General features: G+C 58.2%; 8 protein-coding genes. All 8 read left to right on the plus strand.

Features of this window, described 5'->3' with window-relative positions; translation table 11 throughout:
• Nucleotides 1–10 precede the first annotated feature (10 nt).
• The 8 genes from drmD to LRK53_RS02020 all read left to right on the plus strand — a co-directional run bounded on the left by drmD (nucleotide 11) and on the right by LRK53_RS02020 (nucleotide 19,944).
• On the plus strand, nucleotides 11–3,229 hold the full coding sequence (gene drmD / locus LRK53_RS01985; protein WP_235642466.1) for a DISARM system SNF2-like helicase DrmD: 3,219 nt from the start codon (nucleotides 11–13) through the stop codon (nucleotides 3,227–3,229).
• Complete coding sequence (locus tag LRK53_RS01990; RefSeq protein WP_027491118.1) at nucleotides 3,226–7,503, plus strand: Eco57I restriction-modification methylase domain-containing protein; 4,278 nt, start codon at nucleotides 3,226–3,228, stop codon at nucleotides 7,501–7,503. Before drmD ends, LRK53_RS01990 begins: the two co-directional genes overlap by 4 nt.
• Nucleotides 7,500–9,380: an ATP-binding protein gene (locus LRK53_RS01995; protein WP_027491119.1), complete on the plus strand. Its 1,881-nt coding sequence runs from the start codon at nucleotides 7,500–7,502 to the stop codon at nucleotides 9,378–9,380. Before LRK53_RS01990 ends, LRK53_RS01995 begins: the two co-directional genes overlap by 4 nt.
• Before the next feature lie 8 nt (nucleotides 9,381–9,388).
• Nucleotides 9,389–13,414: a DISARM system helicase DrmA gene (gene drmA / locus LRK53_RS02000; protein WP_027491120.1), complete on the plus strand. Its 4,026-nt coding sequence runs from the start codon at nucleotides 9,389–9,391 to the stop codon at nucleotides 13,412–13,414.
• Nucleotides 13,415–13,416: 2 nt separating this feature from the next.
• The gene (gene drmC / locus LRK53_RS02005) at nucleotides 13,417–16,038 is read left to right on the plus strand and encodes a DISARM system phospholipase D-like protein DrmC (RefSeq protein WP_221174158.1); all 2,622 of its coding nucleotides are present in this window, start codon (nucleotides 13,417–13,419) and stop codon (nucleotides 16,036–16,038) included.
• A gap of 301 nt (nucleotides 16,039–16,339) precedes the next feature.
• Nucleotides 16,340–16,825, plus strand: a complete 486-nt coding sequence (locus LRK53_RS02010) for a JAB domain-containing protein (protein WP_027491122.1) — start codon at nucleotides 16,340–16,342, stop codon at nucleotides 16,823–16,825.
• 263 nt (nucleotides 16,826–17,088) lie between these two features.
• Entirely contained in the window at nucleotides 17,089–17,730 is a 642-nt protein-coding gene (locus LRK53_RS02015; protein WP_027491123.1) for a HEPN domain-containing protein, read from the plus strand.
• 108 nt (nucleotides 17,731–17,838) lie between these two features.
• A complete protein-coding gene (locus LRK53_RS02020) occupies nucleotides 17,839–19,944 on the plus strand; it encodes an AAA family ATPase (RefSeq protein ID WP_037088731.1) in 2,106 nt (701 codons plus the stop codon).
• Nucleotides 19,945–19,987 lie beyond the last annotated feature (43 nt).

Below are 19,987 nucleotides of genomic sequence, written 5' to 3' on the forward strand. Positions count from 1 at the left end.
TGAACAGGGGATGATCGACCACATGGAAATCACCAGTGATCAGAAGATGGCAGCCTACGATGCTCGACCCGAGCCTGGTCAGCTAGTAGAGGTACGCCGGAGACAATGGGTCGTTTCAGAGGTCAACTCGTCTGCCTTGGATTCTTCGCGTCTCTTGGGGATTGGAGAGGTCTCGGCCAACTACTCTGTCGAAAAAGCATCGGCCCCTTTATCTAACAGCCAGCATCTCGTTTCGATGAGTTCCATCGATGAAGACGGCTTGGGAGAGGAGTTGGAGGTCATCTGGGAGATCGAGCCAGGTGCACAAGTCATTGAGCGTGCGGGCATGCCATCCATCACGGGGCAGGATGACTCGGACACGCTCGAAGCCTTCCTCGATGCGGTCCGTTGGGGTGCGGCGACCAACGCTGATAGAGGCTTCTTGCAGGCGCCATTCCGAAGTGGCGTCAGCATCGAGGACTTTCAGCTCGACCCACTGGTGCGCGCCATCGACATGGCTCGCGTCAACCTGCTCATCGCCGACGACGTCGGCCTCGGCAAGACGATCGAGGCCGGACTGGTCATCCAGGAGATGCTGCTGCGGCACCGTGTCCGAACCGTCTTGGTCATTTGCCCCGCCTCGCTCCAGGAAAAATGGCGCATCGAGATGCTGGAGAAGTTCGGTCTCGACTTTTGCGTAGTCGACACCGCCTACATCAAACAGTTGCGGCGCGACCGCGGTATCCACGTCAACCCCTGGACCTCGCATCCACGTCTGATCGCGTCGATGGATTGGGCCAAAAGCGGCGAGGGGCTGCGCGCCATGCGCGACGTTCTGCCGCTACTTGCCGGCCATCCGCGCAAGTTCGATCTTCTGGTGGTCGACGAGGCGCACAACATTGCGCCCGCCGCGGGCGCGCATTACGCGCTCGAGAGTCAGCGCACCCGATTCATCCGTTCCATCAGCCCACACTTCCAGCATCGACTGTTCCTGACCGCAACACCCCACAACGGCTATACCGAGTCATTCACTTCGCTGCTGGAACTGCTCGACGACCAACGGTTCGCCCGCAACATCCTCCCCGACGAGAAGCAGTTGAGCCAGGTGATGATTCGTCGCCTGAAGAGTGATCTGGTCGACGCTGAAGGCAAGCCCCTCTATGCACAGCGCAAGTTGCAGGCGCTGGTGATTCCTTACACAGATGAGGAACGGAAGATCCACCAGAAATTGAACGACTACTGTGCCAGTCGAGAGAAGGATGCCGAGAAAGCCGGCAGTACGTTCGGTACTTCGTTCATCAATCAGCTCCTCAAGAAGCGTCTGTTTTCGTCGCCTGCCGCATTCGCTTCCACGCTCGAAAAACATATTGCGTCCATTGCGAATGGCGCAAGGCCCAAGGTGCAGGACGCCATGGCTGAGCGCATTCTGCGCAAGGCCATCCTGAAAGTGGATGAGGACTACGCCAACGATCAGGAAGTCGAGAACGCCCAGTCGGAGGCAGTCGAAGAAGCATCGCGTCATACCCAGCCGCTGACTCCGGAACAGCAATTGCTGCTGAACGACCTAAGGCAATGGGCGCAGCGAGCCAAGAACCAGACCGACTCGAAGGCCAGGGCCATCATCGAATGGCTGGAAGCCAACCTGAGGCCGGACGGAGAGTGGAGCGATCGCCGGGTGATCCTGTTCACCGAATACCGCACCACGCACTCGTGGATGCACGAGATTCTCGCTAGCCACGGTTTCGGCGGCGAACGCCTCGGCCTGCTCCACGGCGGGCTCACCCAAGAAGAGCGGGAGCCCATCAAAGCCGCTTTCCAGGCCTCTCCCAAGGATTCACCCGTCCGCATCTTGCTTGCCACCGATGCGGCTTCGGAAGGCATCGACCTACAGAACCACTGCAATTGCCTCATCCACCTGGAGATCCCTTACAACCCCAACGTGATGGAACAGCGCAACGGTCGTATCGACCGTCACGGGCAGCGCGAAAACGAAGTGTTGATTTGGCACCCGGTCGATGGCGGCGACAAAAGCCGGGAGCCGGTGGGTGGCCACGGCGAGGACATCTTGCGTGCTCTGCGCAAACTGGAGTCGATGCGTGCCGACATGGGTAGCGTCAACCCGGTCATTGCGCCTCAGATGTCTGGCCTCATCGAAGGATCCCTGAAAGATCTCGACACCCGTCTGGCAGAGGCCAAGATCGCCAAGGCCCGGCGTTTCGTGCGTGCCGAACGGGAACTGAAAGAGCGTGTGGCGAAATTGCACGAGCGCCTTCTGGCCACGCAACGGGATTTTCACCTCACTCCCGATCACATCCAGATGGCGGTGAAGACCGGCCTCGCGTTGGCGGGCCGTCCCCCACTGGAATCCGTCACCCTCGCAGGCGCGCCCGAGGGGAGTGTTTTCAAGATTCCGTCATTATCGGGATCTTGGCTTCGATGTTCTGAAGGCTTAGAGCACCCGTTCCGAAAGGGATTTATCAGGCCGATTACCTTCGACCACGCCGTCGCAAAGGGGCGCGATGATGTCGTACTCGTCCATCTGAACCATCGCCTGGTTCAGATGTGCCTACGCCTGTTGCGTGCCGAAGTCTGGGCGCAGGACGACGTCAAGAAGCTGCATCGCGTCACTGTGCGCACTTTGCCTGATGGACGCATCGAGGGCCTGGCCGTGGTCGTGATCTCGCGTCTGATCATCACCGGTGGCCATCATCATCGCCTGCACGAGGAGCTGACCGTCTCGGGCGGCTATTTGCGCGATCAGTCGTTCCGGCGCGAAGAAAGCGTCACCCGCGTCCAACAGTGGCTGGACGAGGCGCAGTCAGTCTCGGCAAGTGATTCCTTGTTTGACGCCCTCCGGGTCCGCTTCGATCGTGCTCAACCTGCCATCCTGCAGTCGGTTGATGCCCGGTCTAAAGATAGGCTCAAATCTCTAGCCAGCACGCTTCAGATTCGCAAACAGCAAGAGATCGACGACATCGGCGCCGTGCTCGACGAGCTAGAGAAGGCGATCCAGAGCGAGCTAAAGAAAGATCAGCAGCCCGAGCAGTTTTTGCTCTTTACCGAGGACGAGCGCACCCAGCTTCGGCGCGACACGTCGGCGCTGGAAGCTCGCCTCGCACGCATACCGGCCGAGCGCGTCCAGGAAGTCGAGGCCATCGAAACCCGTTACGGAAAGCTCGATGACCGAACTTTCCCAGTCGCCGTGGTGTTCCTCGTTCCCGAGTCCGTTGCAAAAGGAGGTGCGGTATGAGCGCCAACGGTCCGCATCACGACTGGCTGGCGTTCATCGAGATCTCGGGCCCATTCCTTGCCGTTCCTGTCCTCAAGGAAGCTTTTCCCCAGGGGCTGGAAGAACTCGATGGACTCAAACGCAAGCGGCTGCGTCAGGCCTACGAGGAGTGGCGTGATGCGCTGGAGACGGATGACCCTCAATTCCCCGAACTGCACACCGCCTGGATCGACGAGGTGCTCTCGCGCGGACTGGAGTTTGACGAAGACGGCAAAGGCGACGTTCTGAAGCGCGTCGACTGGTGTGTGGCCAACTTGAATGTCGGCCTGCCTGAACATGGCGTGGCAGTGTCCCCCGACCTCGCGGTCGTCGACGAACAGCGGGCCAATAAGCCGCTGATACTCATCCAGACCTATGGGCAGGATGTGGACCTTGATGCCAACTTGAAGCGGGACGGTTGGGCCGCCACACCTGCTGATCGCATGGTTCAGTTGTGCCGTGCTGCCGGCTGCCGCCTCGGGCTGGTCACCAATGGCGAACGCTGGATGTTGGTTGATGCCCCGGTGGGTGCAGTGACCACCTTCGCCAGCTGGTACGCCCGTATTTGGGGCCAGGAACCGATCACCCTGCAAGCCTTCGTTCACCTACTGGGCATTCGCCGCTTCTTTGTCGATAAAGCCGAGCAACTACCTGCGCTGTTCGATCGATCCCTGAAATATCAGGACGAGGTTACAGACGCCCTCGGTGAACAGGTGCGGCGTGCCGTCGAAGTGCTGATCCAAGCGCTCGACAAGGCCGACCAGGACCGTGACCGCGAGTTACTACGCGACGTAAAGGAGTCAGTGCTCTACGAGGCTGCGCTGACGGTGATGATGCGGTTGGTGTTCCTGCTCTCCGCTGAGGAGCGTGGCTTACTACTGCTGGGCGACGAGCGCTACGAGGCCAATTACGCACTCTCGACCCTGCGGATGCAGTTGCGCAAGGAATCCGAAGAGATACTTGAACGCCGCTGGGATGCTTGGTCGCGCCTGCTGGCAATCTTTCGCGCCGTGTTTGGTGGCATTGAGCACGAGAATCTTCGCCTGCCCGCGCTAGGCGGGTCCCTATTCGATCCGGATCGCTTCCCCTTTCTAGAGGGTCGCGCCAAGAGCTCTAACTGGCGCACTGACGCGGCTAAGCCGCTGCCGATCGACAACCGCAGCGTGCTGTTGCTGCTTGAGGCCATTCAACAGTTCCAGGGGCGCACGCTGTCTTACCGCGCGCTGGACGTCGAGCAGATCGGCTACGTCTACGAGGGCCTGCTGGAACGCACCGTCAAACGCACTGTCGAGGTCACGCTGGAACTCGACGGCACCAAGAGTGCCAAGTCCCCTTGGGTCAAGTTGGCCGAACTGGAATCAGCCAGGCTGGACGGTACCGACCACCTTGCCGAACTGTTGCAGGAGCGCTCTGGCAGCTCTGCTAGTCGCGTCCGTAACGAACTAGCCAAACCTGTCGATGGCATGCTTGCCGACCGCTTGCTGGCCGCGTGCAGTGGTGATGTAGGGTTGCGTGACCGCATCAAGCCCTATGCAAACTTGGTGCGCGTCGACTATCGGAGCTACCCACTGGTCTATCCCGCCGGGGCTTTCATTGTCACTACGGGCTCTGACCGGCGCGAGAGTGGCACCCACTACACGCCGAAATCGCTCACCGAGGCCATTGTCACTGAGACGCTGACGCCGATCGTTTACGCGGGGCCTGCGGAAGGCGCCCCACGTGAGCGATGGCTGCTCAAACTACCCGCTGAACTGCTCGACCTCAAGATCTGCGACCCGGCCATGGGCTCAGGCGCCTTCCTGGTGCAAGCATGCCGCTGGCTGGCCGATCGCCTGGTCGAAGCCTGGGTACAGGCTGAGGCGGCAGGTAAGACGGTGGGCGTGGACGGCGAAGTGTTGGACGTCGGCGGCACCAAGGAACTGTTGCCCGGCGACATCGAGGCACGCACCGTGACTGCCCGCCGACTCATTGCCGAGCGTTGTCTCTACGGAGTGGACCTAAATCCCCTGGCCGTCGAACTCGCCAAGCTCTCCATCTGGCTGGTGACCCTGTCCAAGGATCGCCCGTTCGGCTTCCTTGATCACAACCTGCGCTGCGGCGACAGCCTGCTCGGCATCCATCGCCTGGATCAGCTCACCCAGCTCACGATGAGCCCCACCGGCCAGGGCCAGCTACGCCTGTTCGGCCAGAACGTCGAGCGAGCCGTATGTGAAGCCATTGAGCTGCGTATACGGCTGCGTGAGATGCCGATCCGCGACATCCGCGATGTCGAAGCCATGGCACTTCTGGATGCTGACGCACGTCGTAGACTCGAAGTATCGGAGTGCATCGCCGATGCGTTATTCGGGGAAGTGTTCGCATCAGGTGGCAATGGCGTAGCACTGGAAAACACGCTGGCAAAGTTGGCTATCCAAGCAGGGCAGGTCATCGACGGCGACCGGGACGTGCTCGTCTTAATGCGCCGGAGATCGACCGTCGCTCTCTCGAACGATCTCCCTGCAGACAAACCAGCGCGTCGTCCTTTCCATTGGCCCTTAGCATTCCCTGAAGTCTTTAATTCACCAGATGGTGGCTTTCATGCAGTGATTGGTAATCCCCCATTTCTTGGCGGCCGCAGGATCACATACCGACACTCTGAGGCGTTACTCCACCATTTGAAATCGTGGCTTCACGGTGCTGCAGGAACGACAGATCTGTGCGTCTACTTCTTACTCCGTGCGGCAGTGGTGACGGGTCGGTCTGGATTTATTGGCCTCGTCTTAAGTGACATAATTTCTCAGGGCGAGTCAAGAGTTAACGGTCTGGATCGTCTCTTGTCGGAAGGGAGCTCTGTCTACAAGTGCGTGCCATCTATGGATTGGCCCGGGCAGGCGGGAGTGAAAATAGCGCTTGTTTGTATCTCTAAGGCCACATGGAATGCCCCCGTTACGATTGGGGAAGTCACATTTGATGGGACGGTGAATTCATATTTGCAAATTTCAGATAGCGGCCAAGAGTTCACGCCACTTAAATTGATGCAAAACGACGAACTTTGTTTCTCTGGCCATTATTTAATGGGCCAAGGATTTGTTCTAAGTTCTGTTGAGCGAGACAGGATACTTGGCGCTAACAAAAACAATGAAGAGGTGATTTATCCGTATATCCGCGGCGATGACATAAACAATGAACCAAGTCAGTCATCTGGCACCTATGCAATTAATTTTTCTATGCGTGAACTCGCAAAGTGTGAAGATAGGTACCCAGAATGCTTGCGTGTGATTCGTGAACTTGTAAAGCCAGAGAGAGATATTGTCAAAAGAAAAGCAAATCGTGAAAGGTGGTGGAGATATGCGGAGGCGCGACCTGGACTCGAAGGTAAACTATCAAGGCTTGATAGGGTCATAGTGCAACCGTTTACGGCCAAGTACATTTTTCCAACCTTCGTCCCCGCTAGGAGTGTTTTCGCTCACCCTTTGGTTGTAATTGTTAGACCAAGCTTCGACGTTTACGGGTGTCTTCAATCATCCATTCATGAAAAATGGGTCTGGCAAAATTGTTCGACTAGCCTGGATTTGCTTCGATACACGGCAACCACCGTATTATCAACATTTCCATTTCCAATTGAATCAGAGGACATTGGGTCTGTCGCGAAAGGCTACTACGAATTTAGACAATTCTTGATCGAAAGATACGAAATCGGGCTGACAAAGATCTACAACAAATTCCATGACATCGACAATACATCTTCGGACATCGTTGAATTGCGGGAACTGCACCGCCAGCTCGACATCTCCGTGGCAGGTGCTTATGGATGGCAAGATGTTTCCCTTGATCATGCTTTTCATGAAACGAAGCAGGGAGTTCGATTCACTATCAGCGAGCCGGCACGAATAGAAGTGCTGCGACGACTATCGGAGTTGAACCGCCGGCGTTACGAGGGAGAGGTTACCCGAGGACTACATACTGACGCTGCGCCGCGGGCTTCATCCCGTGCCCTTCGCGATGGTCGCGCCGCCAAAGCCACATCGGTTCAATCTCTGCTCGACTTTGAGGCAGGCGCGACTACCACCAATAGCAGCGCCCCAGCCACGCCGGTGCTCGGCTTTTTGCGCGCACACGAAGGCTGGCATGCCAAGTCTGACATCCTCACCGCCACCGGCATCTCGGGTGGTCAATGGAACGCCGCCATCGCCGACTTGATCGGTGCCGGCAAAATCGAGCGCCGGGGTGAAGGACGCGGGGCACACTATCGTGTCCTTACAGGGGAGGAAAAATGAAAGAGTACCGACTGAATGTCGATCCGCGTATCTTGGAGCTTCTCGGGCCGAACCTTTACACCAACATCTATTACGTCTTGGCAGAGCTGATCGCCAACGCGTATGACGCCGATGCGAAGAACGTTTACATCATCTCCAACAAGGATGACATCCGTGTCGAAGATGATGGCCACGGCATGTCCTACGAATCAGGTGATATCAACAGGTACTTGAATGTTGCGGGCGTTTCCAGAACCACGGAAGACGATTCAAAGACGAAATCTGGGGCTCGTCGCAAGATGGGGCGCAAGGGCGTGGGCAAGTTGGCCGCGCTCTCCGTTTCGGAGAACGTCGATGTTTTGACGGTCGCCGACGGAGAGAAGTCGGGGTTCGTACTAGCCCGCCGTCCCGAGAACGGCAATGAACTGAAGGCCATCGAGGACGAGAAGGTTGTTTTCGAGCACGTCACAGATCATGGCTCCGCGATCATCATGCGCCATCCGCAGTACCGGCTTCACAAGACCCTGGCAGCCGTCAAGCGCAATCTGCTGAAGATATTTCCTCTGGTCGACACGAATTTCCGAATACACGTCATTCGCGGCACCGAGTCGGTGACGATCGAAGATTTCGACCGGAGCATCATGGGTGAGTTGAGCACCTTGGTCACGCTCGGCGAAAAGTTCGCGCCTCTATGCGATCTCGTCCCTGACAGCTACCCCGATAGAAGGGGTGACCTGATAACAGCGCTAGACAAAAGAGTTCTGCCGATCGTCATGAAAGCGAATGACGGGAAAGAACACGAATATTCGCTGGAAGTGCTGGGATGGATCGGGACGTACAGATCCACTCGGGGGCGGAAAGCGGAAATGACCGACTTCCCAGACAACTTCATCTCGCTTTTCGCCAACGAAAAGATGGGTGAGTTCAACATCCTCCCGGTTGTTGGTCAGAACAAACTCAACGAGGTCTACGTCGTCGGACAGTTGCACGTCGACTTGTTCGAGTTGACGGAATTGCCGGACATGGCATTGAGCAACAGGCAGGGATACAAGTCAGACGACCCGCGCTATGAGGCCGTGCGCGAATATGTGCGAAGCGAACTGCTAGCCGAGATCCTCAGAAAGCGCGAAACGTTCACGGACATCGTCAATGCCGAGAAGAAGCGGCAGAAGGAAGCGGCTCAGAGAGATGACGAAGCTAAATTGAGGGCGTCTGTAGATGCTTTTCGCAAGAAAGCTAGCGAAGGAGCCGCCAATGCGTTGGCTGCGCTTGGCGTGAATGTTTCCCGTGAGGCGATGGAGGAGGCTATCTCCAAATCGATCAATGCCAACAGTCCCGACCTTGGACTGAAGGCGTCAGTGGATTCTCAGAAGAAGAAAATTCTCATCAGCCAGACTTACCCGGACAAACCGTTCGCCGACATCATCTATCAGATGTTGGAATTCAACGGTGTTCTGCCGGATGACATCCTGTACACGAATTGCGACGACGAGGTATGTCGGGTGCCAGAAGGCCGTGGTGTCTACGACTATCTGCGGGAGTTTTTCGTCGAAAGCTACTCAACCCAGAAGATATTCGTGCTCTTCGTGACCAGCGAGAACACCAAGGTTTCCTGGGGGGCGATCACGGAAGTCGGTGCGTCTTGGATCACGCAAATCGATCACAAGATCTTCAACATCCATCCCTTCCGGCCAGAGCATCCACTGAACGACGAAGTGCAATGGCAGAGCACCAACCGCGAGGAACCTACAAAGGGTGATCTTTGGATGATTCGACTGAACGCGGATGTGTTCTGTCAGAAGATCGAAGCCACTTGTAATGCGTTGGGGTACGCGAAGAAGACTCGTGTACGGAACATGGCTCATCTGGGGACGCTCGTCTCCATCAGGAGTAGTTGAGGTAATGCATGTCCGATAAGCTCAACATCAACGCATGGATCGCCGTGGATCACGGAGTCTCCACCCCTCCGAGGATTGCGCCCTACGTCCTGGTCCTGAAGGGCGAACGCTCTTCGTATCAGGCCATCGCAGAGGACGATTGGGTTCTGGTGTTGGACACCTCGGGCGCCGTCGCCCGCGTCGGCCGCGTGCTGCGAGTTCGTTCCGATCTCGACACCACCACGCTCTATTTCGACCGAGTGTTCGCGGTTGGTGAACCCACATCCCTCGCTGTCACCTCATTCACGCCACCCGCTCCGGGAAGCATCGGCCGAATCCAGTGGGCGGATTTCGTAGAGGCGCTGTCCAATGTGTTGGGCAAGACCATTGTTGAGGTGCCGACGGTAGGCTCTGACGCCCGTTCTTCTCACTATCAGCAGGAGCTCGCCTACATTCGTGAGCTGCTGCAATTGGCCGTAGTGGACGACCTGCTCGGTCCGGCCGGCGGCCCTCACGAACGCATCGTCGACATGGGTGTGCGAGATCGATATTTGGTGGGCAAGCTCGCCCCGCGTGAGGCGGCCCAAGGCGGCATCGAGGGGCTCGAAGGGCCATTGGCGGACGATGAAGCCGAGGAGCCAGCTGATCAGAAGGTGCCTGGGCAGCATGAGCCCGGCGCGGAGTTCGGAACAGCGACCGGTCGGGTGGAGCCCGAGTCCGACTCTAACGACGAGGTCGACGCTGCGAGCAATCAGTCACTGGTGCCGAGCAGCATCGGCATGACCTTCTGCGTAGATGGCGACGTCGATCGGATCGAAGTCGCAGTGTGCTGGGGGCGCTACGAGCGCAGTAATGAGCACGAGATATTTCGAACGCGCAAGAACAAGGAGACCGGGGCTGAAGAGCTATCCAAGGCCAAGGTCTGGCAGCGTATCCCGTGCGGCGGCAAGATCGTTCTGCCACTTACCGAAGGCGTGATTCCGCACCAAGCGCCGGACAAGGACTACCCCGAGGTACGCGTGCAAGGTTCTGTGCGCGCCAAGAATGCGAATGGCGATCGATTGGTGACGTTGTTCCTGGTCAATGCCCAGGAAGAACCCGACACGAACCGAGACATCGCCTGGGTATTCCAGCCGGAGCTGATCGTTCGCTCGGCGGCAGAAGCCAGCAAGCGGGACATCTTCCGTCGTCGGCCGGTGCTGGGTACGGATGGTACGGATCCGGAACGCGAATCGCTGGAGATGATCTACCGCAACCGGGTGGAGTTTGCGGTAGGGCATGGCGTTGCCGTTCATGCCCAAACGGCCGCGGACGTAAGGCTGGCGACGGAGGTGCGTACTGCCGTCATGCCAGAGTACGAGGTACAGGTCACCGAAACGCCAGGACTAGATCCCGGCGATCGTTCCACGATGAAGGACATGGTGAGCAGTGGTCTGCTCGACATGCAGCGCCTCGCAACTCTAGACATCGATCCGTTGGTTGATGCACTGAACCTGCTGACCAAGGACTACGCCGCGTGGATCGGCGAGCAGCGTGCTCGGGTCGGCGTCGACGTGCTTGGCTGCGATGCGCAAGCGCAGCAGGCGATGGATCGATGTAACGAGATCCACTCACGTCTGCAGCAGGGCATCGATACGCTGAGGACAAACGAAAAAGCGCTGGCTGCCTTCCGCTTTGCGAATCAGGCGATGGCGACGCAGCGTGTGCGTAGTCAGTACGCTCTCGAGATTCGTCGTGGCAGGGACGTGACCGTCGACCAATTCGATGTGCTGAAGAACCGCAGCTGGCGCCCATTCCAGTTGGCATTCCTGCTGTTGTCGATCCCATCGCTGGCAGACCCGAGCCATCCGGATCGGGTGCAACCGGTTGAAGCCCACGCCGACCTGTTGTGGTTCCCCACCGGTGGCGGCAAGACCGAGGCTTACTTGGGTGTGGCTGCCTTCACCATGGCCATTCGGCGCCTACAGGGAAATCTAGGCGGCTATGACGGCTCGCGTGGTCTGGCGGTGATCATGCGATACACCCTGCGCCTCCTGACATTGCAACAATTCCAGCGCGCCACTGCATTGATCTGCGCGATGGAGGTACTGCGACGCGAGGCATTGGCAAAGGGCGATGAGTCGCTCGGAATGGAGCCTTTCACCATTGGCCTGTGGGTGGGTAACAAGGTGACTCCCGGTACGACTGAGGACAGTCATCGAGCCATCGAGGACATCCGTAACCCCGGCAAATACAACGCCGGCGCGTCCTCTCCTGCGCAGCTAACCAGTTGCCCCTGGTGTGGCTCCGAAGTTGCCCCGGGTCGCGATATAGAAGTCGACAAGGCGCGTGGGCGTACTTTCGTCTACTGCGGCGACAAGAAGGGGCGTTGCGACTTCTCGAAAGGTAAGACTAGCAAGCTCTCCCACGCGGGCATCCCCGTGCTGGTCGTGGACGAGGAGATTTACCACCACCCCCCAACGATGATGATTGCCACTGTGGACAAGTTCGCCATGATGGCTTGGCGCGGCCAGGTGCGCACGCTGTTCGGCCGGGTGACTCAGGAATGCGAGCGGCATGGCCTCCTGTGGCAGGGCGCGGATTGCAACGGAAATCATCAGGCTGGCAAGGGGCTCGGAGCCACCAAGGTCAAGAATATCCGCCCGATCCGCCCGCCGGATCTGATTATCCAGGATGAGTTCCATCTCATCAGTGGGCCACTGGGCACCATGGTCGGTCTGTATGAAACCGCCGTCGACGATCTGTGCGGCTGGAGGCTCGGCGAACACACGGTCAAGCCGAAGATCATCGCGTCGACAGCCACGGTGCGTAAAGCCCGTGAGCAGGTGAACAACGTCTTCATGCGGCGCGTGTCGGTGTTTCCTCCGCATGGTCTGGACGTCGAGGACAACTATTTTTCGGTCCAACGACCGATCGAGGAAAAGCCGGGGAGGCGCTACCTGGGAGTCTGTTCCCCCGGCAGTTCGCGCCCTGCGATGCTGATCCGTGTCTACACGGCGTTCCTAACCGCTGCACAGGCGTTGTTCGACCACTTCGGCGAGCCTGCAGACCCCTACATGACCATGGTTGGCTACTTCAACTCTCTCCGCGAGCTGGGGGGCATGAAGCGCTTAGCCGAAGACGACGTGCAGACTCGATCCTATCGGGTGCAGATGAGCATGGTCGAGCGGCCCGCCCTGGCACAGCGCAGCATAAGCAACATCCGCGAGTTGACCTCGCGAGTCTCCAGTCAAGACATTCCAAAATACCTCGATCAGTTGGAGGTCAAGTTCAAGTCCGAATTCGACGCTGCTACTGGCACGTACGTAACCAAGTGGCAAGAGGGTGATACCCGTGCGATCGACGTGGTATTGGCGACCAACATGCTATCGGTGGGTGTGGACGTCAATCGGTTAGGGTTAATGGCGGTCAACGGTCAACCAAAGGGCACGGCGGAATACATTCAGGCCACCAGCCGGGTGGGTCGTTCCTTCCCTGGGCTGGTGTGCACCGTACTCACATGGGCGCGTCCGCGCGACCTCTCGCACTACGAAACCTTCGAGCACTACCACGCCACGTTCTACAAGCACGTCGAGGCACAGTCAGTGACTCCTTTCTCGCCGCGCGCGATGGACCGCGGACTTACCGGCTCACTGCTGAGTTTGATGCGCCTCGAAAACGATGCGTTCAGCCCTAACGACGGGGCAGGCAAGCTGGATAGGTCAGACCGGAGCGAGATCACCGAAGCCATCGACGTGCTGGTAAAGCGGGCATGGAACGTTAGTGATCTGTCCAGCACAAAGAGCCTTGCCACACAGGAGCTCAAGGAACGCGCTGATGAATGGGCGAAGGAAGTGAGCGTCCCAGGTCGAACATTGGCGTACGAAAAGCGAGGGGCACAAGCAGCAACGACGGTCGCGTTGATCAAGTCCCCGGGAATTCGCGCTTGGGACAACTGGACCGTACCCATGTCGATGCGTGAGGTGGAGCCTGGCGTGCGCTTGATCATGAATACCAGTCACATCACAGACGCTCACGATTGGAAGCCTCGTCCTGCGGCGAAGGATGAGGATTGAACATGACGACGAGCAATAAGACTCCAGTTGGCGAAGTTAGACCCAGCCAGTTGCTCTGGACCTACGGGCCAGGGGCGTTGATCGACCTGCCGAGCTTGTCCGTGGTGACACTCGGCATCGACCGTTGGGAGAAAGACCGCTGCCAACCGATCCAGGAAGCCAGGCTTCTGGCCGCCGTGCGAAAGGTGCTCGGGTCGCAGGTCGAGAATCTACGGATGCCGCCATTCCAGAAGAGCGAGCTCCTCGACGTCTGGTCGGCAGAAGCGAACATAGGCGTTCCTGTTCGACCATTTCCACGCTGGATGCGCTGCGTGAAATGCGGCCTGCTGTCGCCCTTCGATGCGGGACTGTTCGAGATCAAAGAGAACCGCTTCAGGCCCGAACGAACTCGGTTCGTCCACAAGAGTTGTCGAGGCTCGAAGGGCGACCAGCCCGCCAAGGATGCCGATGCCGTACCGGCGCGTTTCCTGCTGGCTTGCCGCGATGGACACCTCGACGACTTTCCTTGGCACTACTTCGTCCATGGCGGCAACAGTTCATGCAAAGGCAAGCTGCGCTTCTTCGAGAGTGGTGCCTCGCTGCAAACGGAGAATCTGTGGGCGAAATGTGATGCGTGCGGTGCATCGAGGAGCATGGCTCACGCTTTTGGCAAGGCTGGAAAAGAGAATCTCCCGGGTTGTCGAGGACGTCATCCCCACTTGGATCATTTCGACAACGAATGTGACGAGGAAGCGCGCGCGGTTCTGCTGGGCGCCACCAATAGTTGGTTCCCGATCACTCTCTCGGCGCTCGCAATCCCTCAGGCCAATGATCCGCTCAGTCAGCTGGTTCAAGACGGCTGGGAGTTCTTCGAAGAGCTGGAGTCCGAAGCCGAAGTGTCGGTGACGGTGAAGGCGCTAAGGAAGACCGGGGCGTTACCAGGGATCGACAAATATCCAGCCGCATCGATCTGGTCGGCCATCGAGGCACACCGCGCTGGTGGCGGGCAAGCGGACGTAGGCGAAGCCGACATCAAGGGCCCCGAATGGGATGTGCTTACAGAGACGAACCCGCCTACTGATTACCCGCACTTCATGAGCAAAAAGGTGGACACACCACCGCAATTTGCGAGTCACATCAGCAGAGTGTTGCTTCTGGAGCGACTGCGTGAGGTCAATGCCTTGCTAGGTTTCACTCGTGTGGAAGCGCCAGAAGAGACGGGCGATCCGAACGAGCGGCCACAGATGGCCAGCCTCTCGCGAAGCAAGCCGGAGTGGGTACCTGCGAACCAAGTGCACGGCGAAGGAATCTTCATCCAATTCGACGAGCAAGCTCTCATGGATTGGGAGGTGCTGCCCGCGGTGAAGAAGGTCGACTTGATGCTGCGGGGTGGCCACAAGGGCTGGCGCAACTCACGACATCTTGATCCGGATGACGGCTATCCGGGCATTCGCTACGCCATGCTCCACACGCTTTCGCACCTGCTGATCCGTGAGCTGGCGCTGGAATGCGGCTACAACGCCGCGAGTATCCGTGAGCGAATCTACGCCAATACTGAGGACGACAATCCTCAGGCCGGCATCCTCATCTATACGGCAGCCGCCGATTCGGATGGGACGCTGGGCGGGCTCGTCGATCTCGGCAAGCCAGAAAATCTCGGGCGCCTGCTGCAGCAAGCTTTGAATCGCTCGAAGATCTGCTCCTCGGACCCGCTTTGTTCCGAGCACAGTCCCGAGAAAGATCGGTCCTTCATGCGGCGGCCTGCCACGCTTGTAGCTTGGTGGCCGAGACATCTTGCGAACGCGGCAATCGCTACTTGGATCGGTCATTGCTGGTTTCTACCCTGGAACGCATCGACGCAGCCTTCTTCAGGGGCTTGTGACATGGAAAAGCTCTTGGACGCCATCGCAGTCTTGGTCTGCCTGGTTTCCCCAGAGAAGATCGATGCCCTAGCGGTTCGGGTGCGTCGGGACGGCACCAGCAAAACGGCCGGCTCGCTGTCGGACGTGGTCAGCACCCCTGCCGCCGCTCAAGTCGTTGATCAACTCATTGATGCTTGGCGAGCCACCTCTGTCAGTGCCGAAGAACTGGCATTGATGCTGCTCGCCGCCTGTCGTGTTTCAACGAAAGTTGCTGCCGAGCAATCTACGGAGCTAGTTTGGACTGGACCGACAACCCCCGTCGTCCCAGCTCGACGAACAGAGCAGGCGTTACTGCAGGTAATCAATGCCGCCGAGCACACCCTGTTCATCGTAAGCTTCGTCGCATATGACGTGGCAGTCATCGTGAAAGCACTGAATGCAGCAGACGCGAGAGGTGTGCGCATTTCCATGCTACTCGAGTCTTCGCAAGGCCATGGCGGTAGCATCAGTATCGATGTGATCGGCAGGATGCGAGCTCTTGTTCCGGCTGCGAAAATCTATGCATGGATCGAAAAGGTGGGAGTATTTTTGGGTGGCCGGGTGCATGCAAAAATTGCCGTCGCGGATGGTCGAGCCTGCTTCATCACTAGCGGAAACCTGACCGGGCACGCGATGGAGAAGAACATGGAAGCCGGGGTGTTGATTTCAGGTGGGTCAATTCCTAAATCTCTCGAAGTACACATGCAGACGCTCGTCGATATGAAGATAGTTTCTCCTGTATGACGGATTCTGTAGAGCTACGAGCTCCTTTCGATTGTCAGCACCACCAGATCCCACGAGATGGATCCGTTGCGATCTGGAGTACGTTCTGCGCGTAACGACCAGGTGCGTTCGACTGAAAATAATTTCAGATCTATATCACTCCATCGAGAGCGGTAGACGGCTCTCGATGCCGTCGTAGCCAGCCGCATCAAGTCACGCCAACTCGACTCCTCTCGTTTCTTCACCTTTCCTCGCGACTACGCATAGAGCCCGGCTTCAAAGCCGGGCTCTATGCGTTTGTGTCGCTCAAAAGGAGTTCTTCATGCATATCGCGCAATCGTTGACCTACACCCGCTACAAACTCACCGGCGAAACGACGGAGCAGGACGTACTCGCCGCGGCCGAAGCTATCCTGAAGAGCCGGCTGGAACGCCAAGGGAGCATTGGCACTCCGATGGACGCCAGCGACTTTCTGCGCATGCGCTTGGGCGCGCTCCTGCACGAAGAGTTTCACGTCCTGTGGCTGGACAACCGCCATCGGATCCTCGATTGCCAGAAGCTTTTCACCGGTACCGTCGATGGGGCAAGCGTCCACCCGAGGGAGGTGGTACGAGCGGCGCTGGCCATCAACGCCAGTGCGGCGATCCTGGCGCACAACCACCCCAGTGGCTTAGCTGAGCCAAGTGCTGCTGATCGGGCCCTCACCAACGAGCTTCGTGATGCGTTGAGGCTCATTGGCGTCCGTATTCTGGATCACATTGTTGTCGGCAGTGAGTGCGTTAGCATGGCGGAGCGTGGTCTTCTATGAAGACCCGTGATGATTCAAGAACTTTGAAGCGAACGTCGATGAGGTTGACCATCCGAACTGAAAGCCAGTGATCAGGTGGGCTGACTTCATCGATGGCTTGTTGAAGAAGGCCAAGCATAGCGATGCTCCACGCAAGTCACTTTCAAGAGCTGCTTGACCGGGCTTGGTCAAAGTTGGTCGCGGCATCGCTGTCAGGATTCGTCGGATCCGGTGCAGGCATAGGGAGCGTAGTGTGTCAGGCTGAATAACTGGGAGTGGCGACGATGGATGCGGGAGCTTTGAAGGATCAGCACCGGCGCGTGCGGGGTGGTCAGCCGGAGCCCTTGCGTGTCCGCATCCATCGTGCGATCAGCTGGCTGACGCGTGCGGAGCAAGAGGCGGAAGATCCGGATGCCCGTTATATCTTCCTGTGGATCGCCTTCAACGCCGCTTATGCCAGCGAATTCGGTTTCGAGCAGACCGAGCGCCAACATGTAAAACAGTTCATCGACAAACTGCTTGAGCTGGACGCCGAGGGCAAGCTCCACCACGCACTATTCACTCAGTTCAGCGGTCCTATTCGCACACTGGTCGAAAACAAGCACGTCTTCGAGCCGTTCTGGCGTGCACTCCGCGAACATGATGGTAGCGGTGCCTGGGAGGCTTCATTCGTAGCCAGCAAGAAGGTTGCCATGAAGGCCTTGATGGGCAAGGAAACTGGCACGCTGCTCTCCATCGTGCTGGATCGCCTCTACGTGCTCCGGAACCAATTGGTCCACGGTGGTGCCACGTGGGGTGGAAAGACCAACCGGGCACAGGTGAAGGATGGCGCGTCGATCCTTGGGACGCTGGTGCCCATCATGCTTGAGGTGATGATGCAGGCCAACGGTGACGTGTTCGAGGCTATTGCCTACCCCGTGCTCTAACGACGCTGCGCGCCAGCGAAACTTCGTGGCATGTGCGCATGACGGTGAATAGCGACACTACTTGTCGCGTCAACGTGGATGATGGACTGGAGACAAGGGGGTGCCTCCATGACCATCAAGACAAGAAATCGGCGCAAGCTTTGTGATACGTCGTTGGCGACGGACGAGGTTCCGGTCATCGTACGTCTATGGATGCTGCGATGCCTCGTGCCCTTGCACGGACACCGTTCGTTTGTGCATAAGGGATACCTGGATGACGACGAAGAGATCGCCGGGGTCATTGGCCTTGCTGGCTGGGAGAATGATCCGGACGAATTCGATAAAAGCGCGGTGATTACCGAATTGCGCCGTCTTTATCGCGGAATGGAGCGTGCAGCAGGAGACTGCCGTTTGCCCAAAACACTAGGCTGCAATATTGGGCGCTTGGCTAGCCTGATTGGCTTGAACGAGGTCGAACAGGCAATCATGGCTTTCGCCGTCATGCTTCGTAGTGACAGGTACTTACGCGCGGCGACAAGTTTTCTTGGCGTTCAATCTACCCAGCAAGTATGCGCGAGTCTTGCCACCATCCTTAGTCTGCCAGGAGTTCATATCCAACGTGCCCTTTCCGGGCAAAGTACGTTGTCACGATCTGGCTTGGTTAGTCTGGACAAGGATAGCTGCTTCAACCTGCATGACCGGTTGAATATCGTCTCCAGCAACTTTGTGGACATCATGCTCGGCGAGGATGCGGATCCAGTAGACCTTCTGCGAGGCAAGGTGGAAGTGGCTACCCCGCCGATGTTGACATTGGCCGATTACCCGCATTTGGGTCCGTCGTTGGATATCTTGTTGCCTTATCTGCGGCAAGTAGTTGAGCAAGGATGCAGGGGAGTCAATATTCTTCTTCATGGGTCGCCAGGCACGGGCAAGAGCGAGCTGGCGCGTGTGCTGGCTGCGAAGCTGGGCTGTGAACTGTTTGAGGTTGCCAGCGCCGATGAGGATGGGGACCCCCTCGGGGCGGAGGATCGCCTGCGGGCGGTGCGTGCCGGGCAATGCTTCTTCGCCAGTCGTGGTGCGATGATTGTCTTCGATGAGACGGAAGATGTGTTTTACGACGGCGGGCTGATGCGGGAAAGCACAGCCAAATCGCACAAGGCGTGGATGAACCGCCTGCTGGAGGGCAACGCGGTCCCGACGTTGTGGCTGTCCAACCGGATCGACGACATGGATCCGGCCTTCATCCGTCGCTTCGACATGGTGGTGGAAGTCCCTGTGCCCCCAAGGGCGCAGCGCGAGCGCATCGTGCGTGCGCTGTGCACGGACGCCGTTGAAGATAGCGTCGTTCGGCGACTGGCGCAGGAAGAATGGCTTGCGCCAGCCGTGGTAGCACAGGCCAATGGAGTCATGCGCCGACTGGGGTCCAGTCTACCGCGCGAGCAAGCGGGGGAGGTCTTGCTGTATCTGGTGGACAGCACTCTGACGGCACAGGGCCATACCCGTGTCGGCGCCAAAGATGCGCGGTCGTTGCCTGACATCTACGACCCGGCATTCATCAATGCAGATGTGGACTTGGCGGAAATCGCTGTGCGGCTCAAGGGTTCCCGCTCGGCGCGCCTGTGTTTGTACGGGCCGCCCGGTACGGGCAAGACGGCCTACGGTCGTTGGCTGGCCGACCAGTTGGACATACCTCTATTGGTGAAGCGAGCCTCAGACCTGATGTCGCCGTACGTTGGCGTGAATGAGCAGAACATTGCTGCGGCTTTTCGTACGGCTTCACGTGATGGAGCATTGCTCCTCATCGACGAGGTGGACAGCTTCCTGCGTGATCGCGGAGGCGCCAGCCATAGTTGGGAAGCTACACTCGTCAACGAAATGCTGACGCAGATCGAAACCTTCGAGGGCGTGTTCGTGGCCTCGACCAATATGATGGCTGGGTTGGATCAGGCGGCGCTGCGGCGCTTCGACCTGAAAGTGAAGTTCGATTACCTGCAAGTGCAGCAGGCAGTAGGCCTGTTGCGGCGATACTGCAAGCTCCTTGGACTGGCGATGCCCAAGGACGTGGAACGCATTGTCGCCACGCATCTGAGCCATATCACGCCCGGTGACTTTGCCGTCGTGACGCGACAGCAGCGATTCCATCCGGCAGCATGCTTCGACGATTTCCTCATGGCCCTGAAGGATGAGACGTCGCTCAAGGCGGTTTGTAAGCCCCGTATCGGCTTCTTGCACTGATTTGTTGCGGGGAGAATGTTGCCTGACACTTGCCAATGAGGCA

Source organism: Rhodanobacter thiooxydans, from assembly GCF_021545845.1.
Taxonomy (GTDB): domain Bacteria; phylum Pseudomonadota; class Gammaproteobacteria; order Xanthomonadales; family Rhodanobacteraceae; genus Rhodanobacter.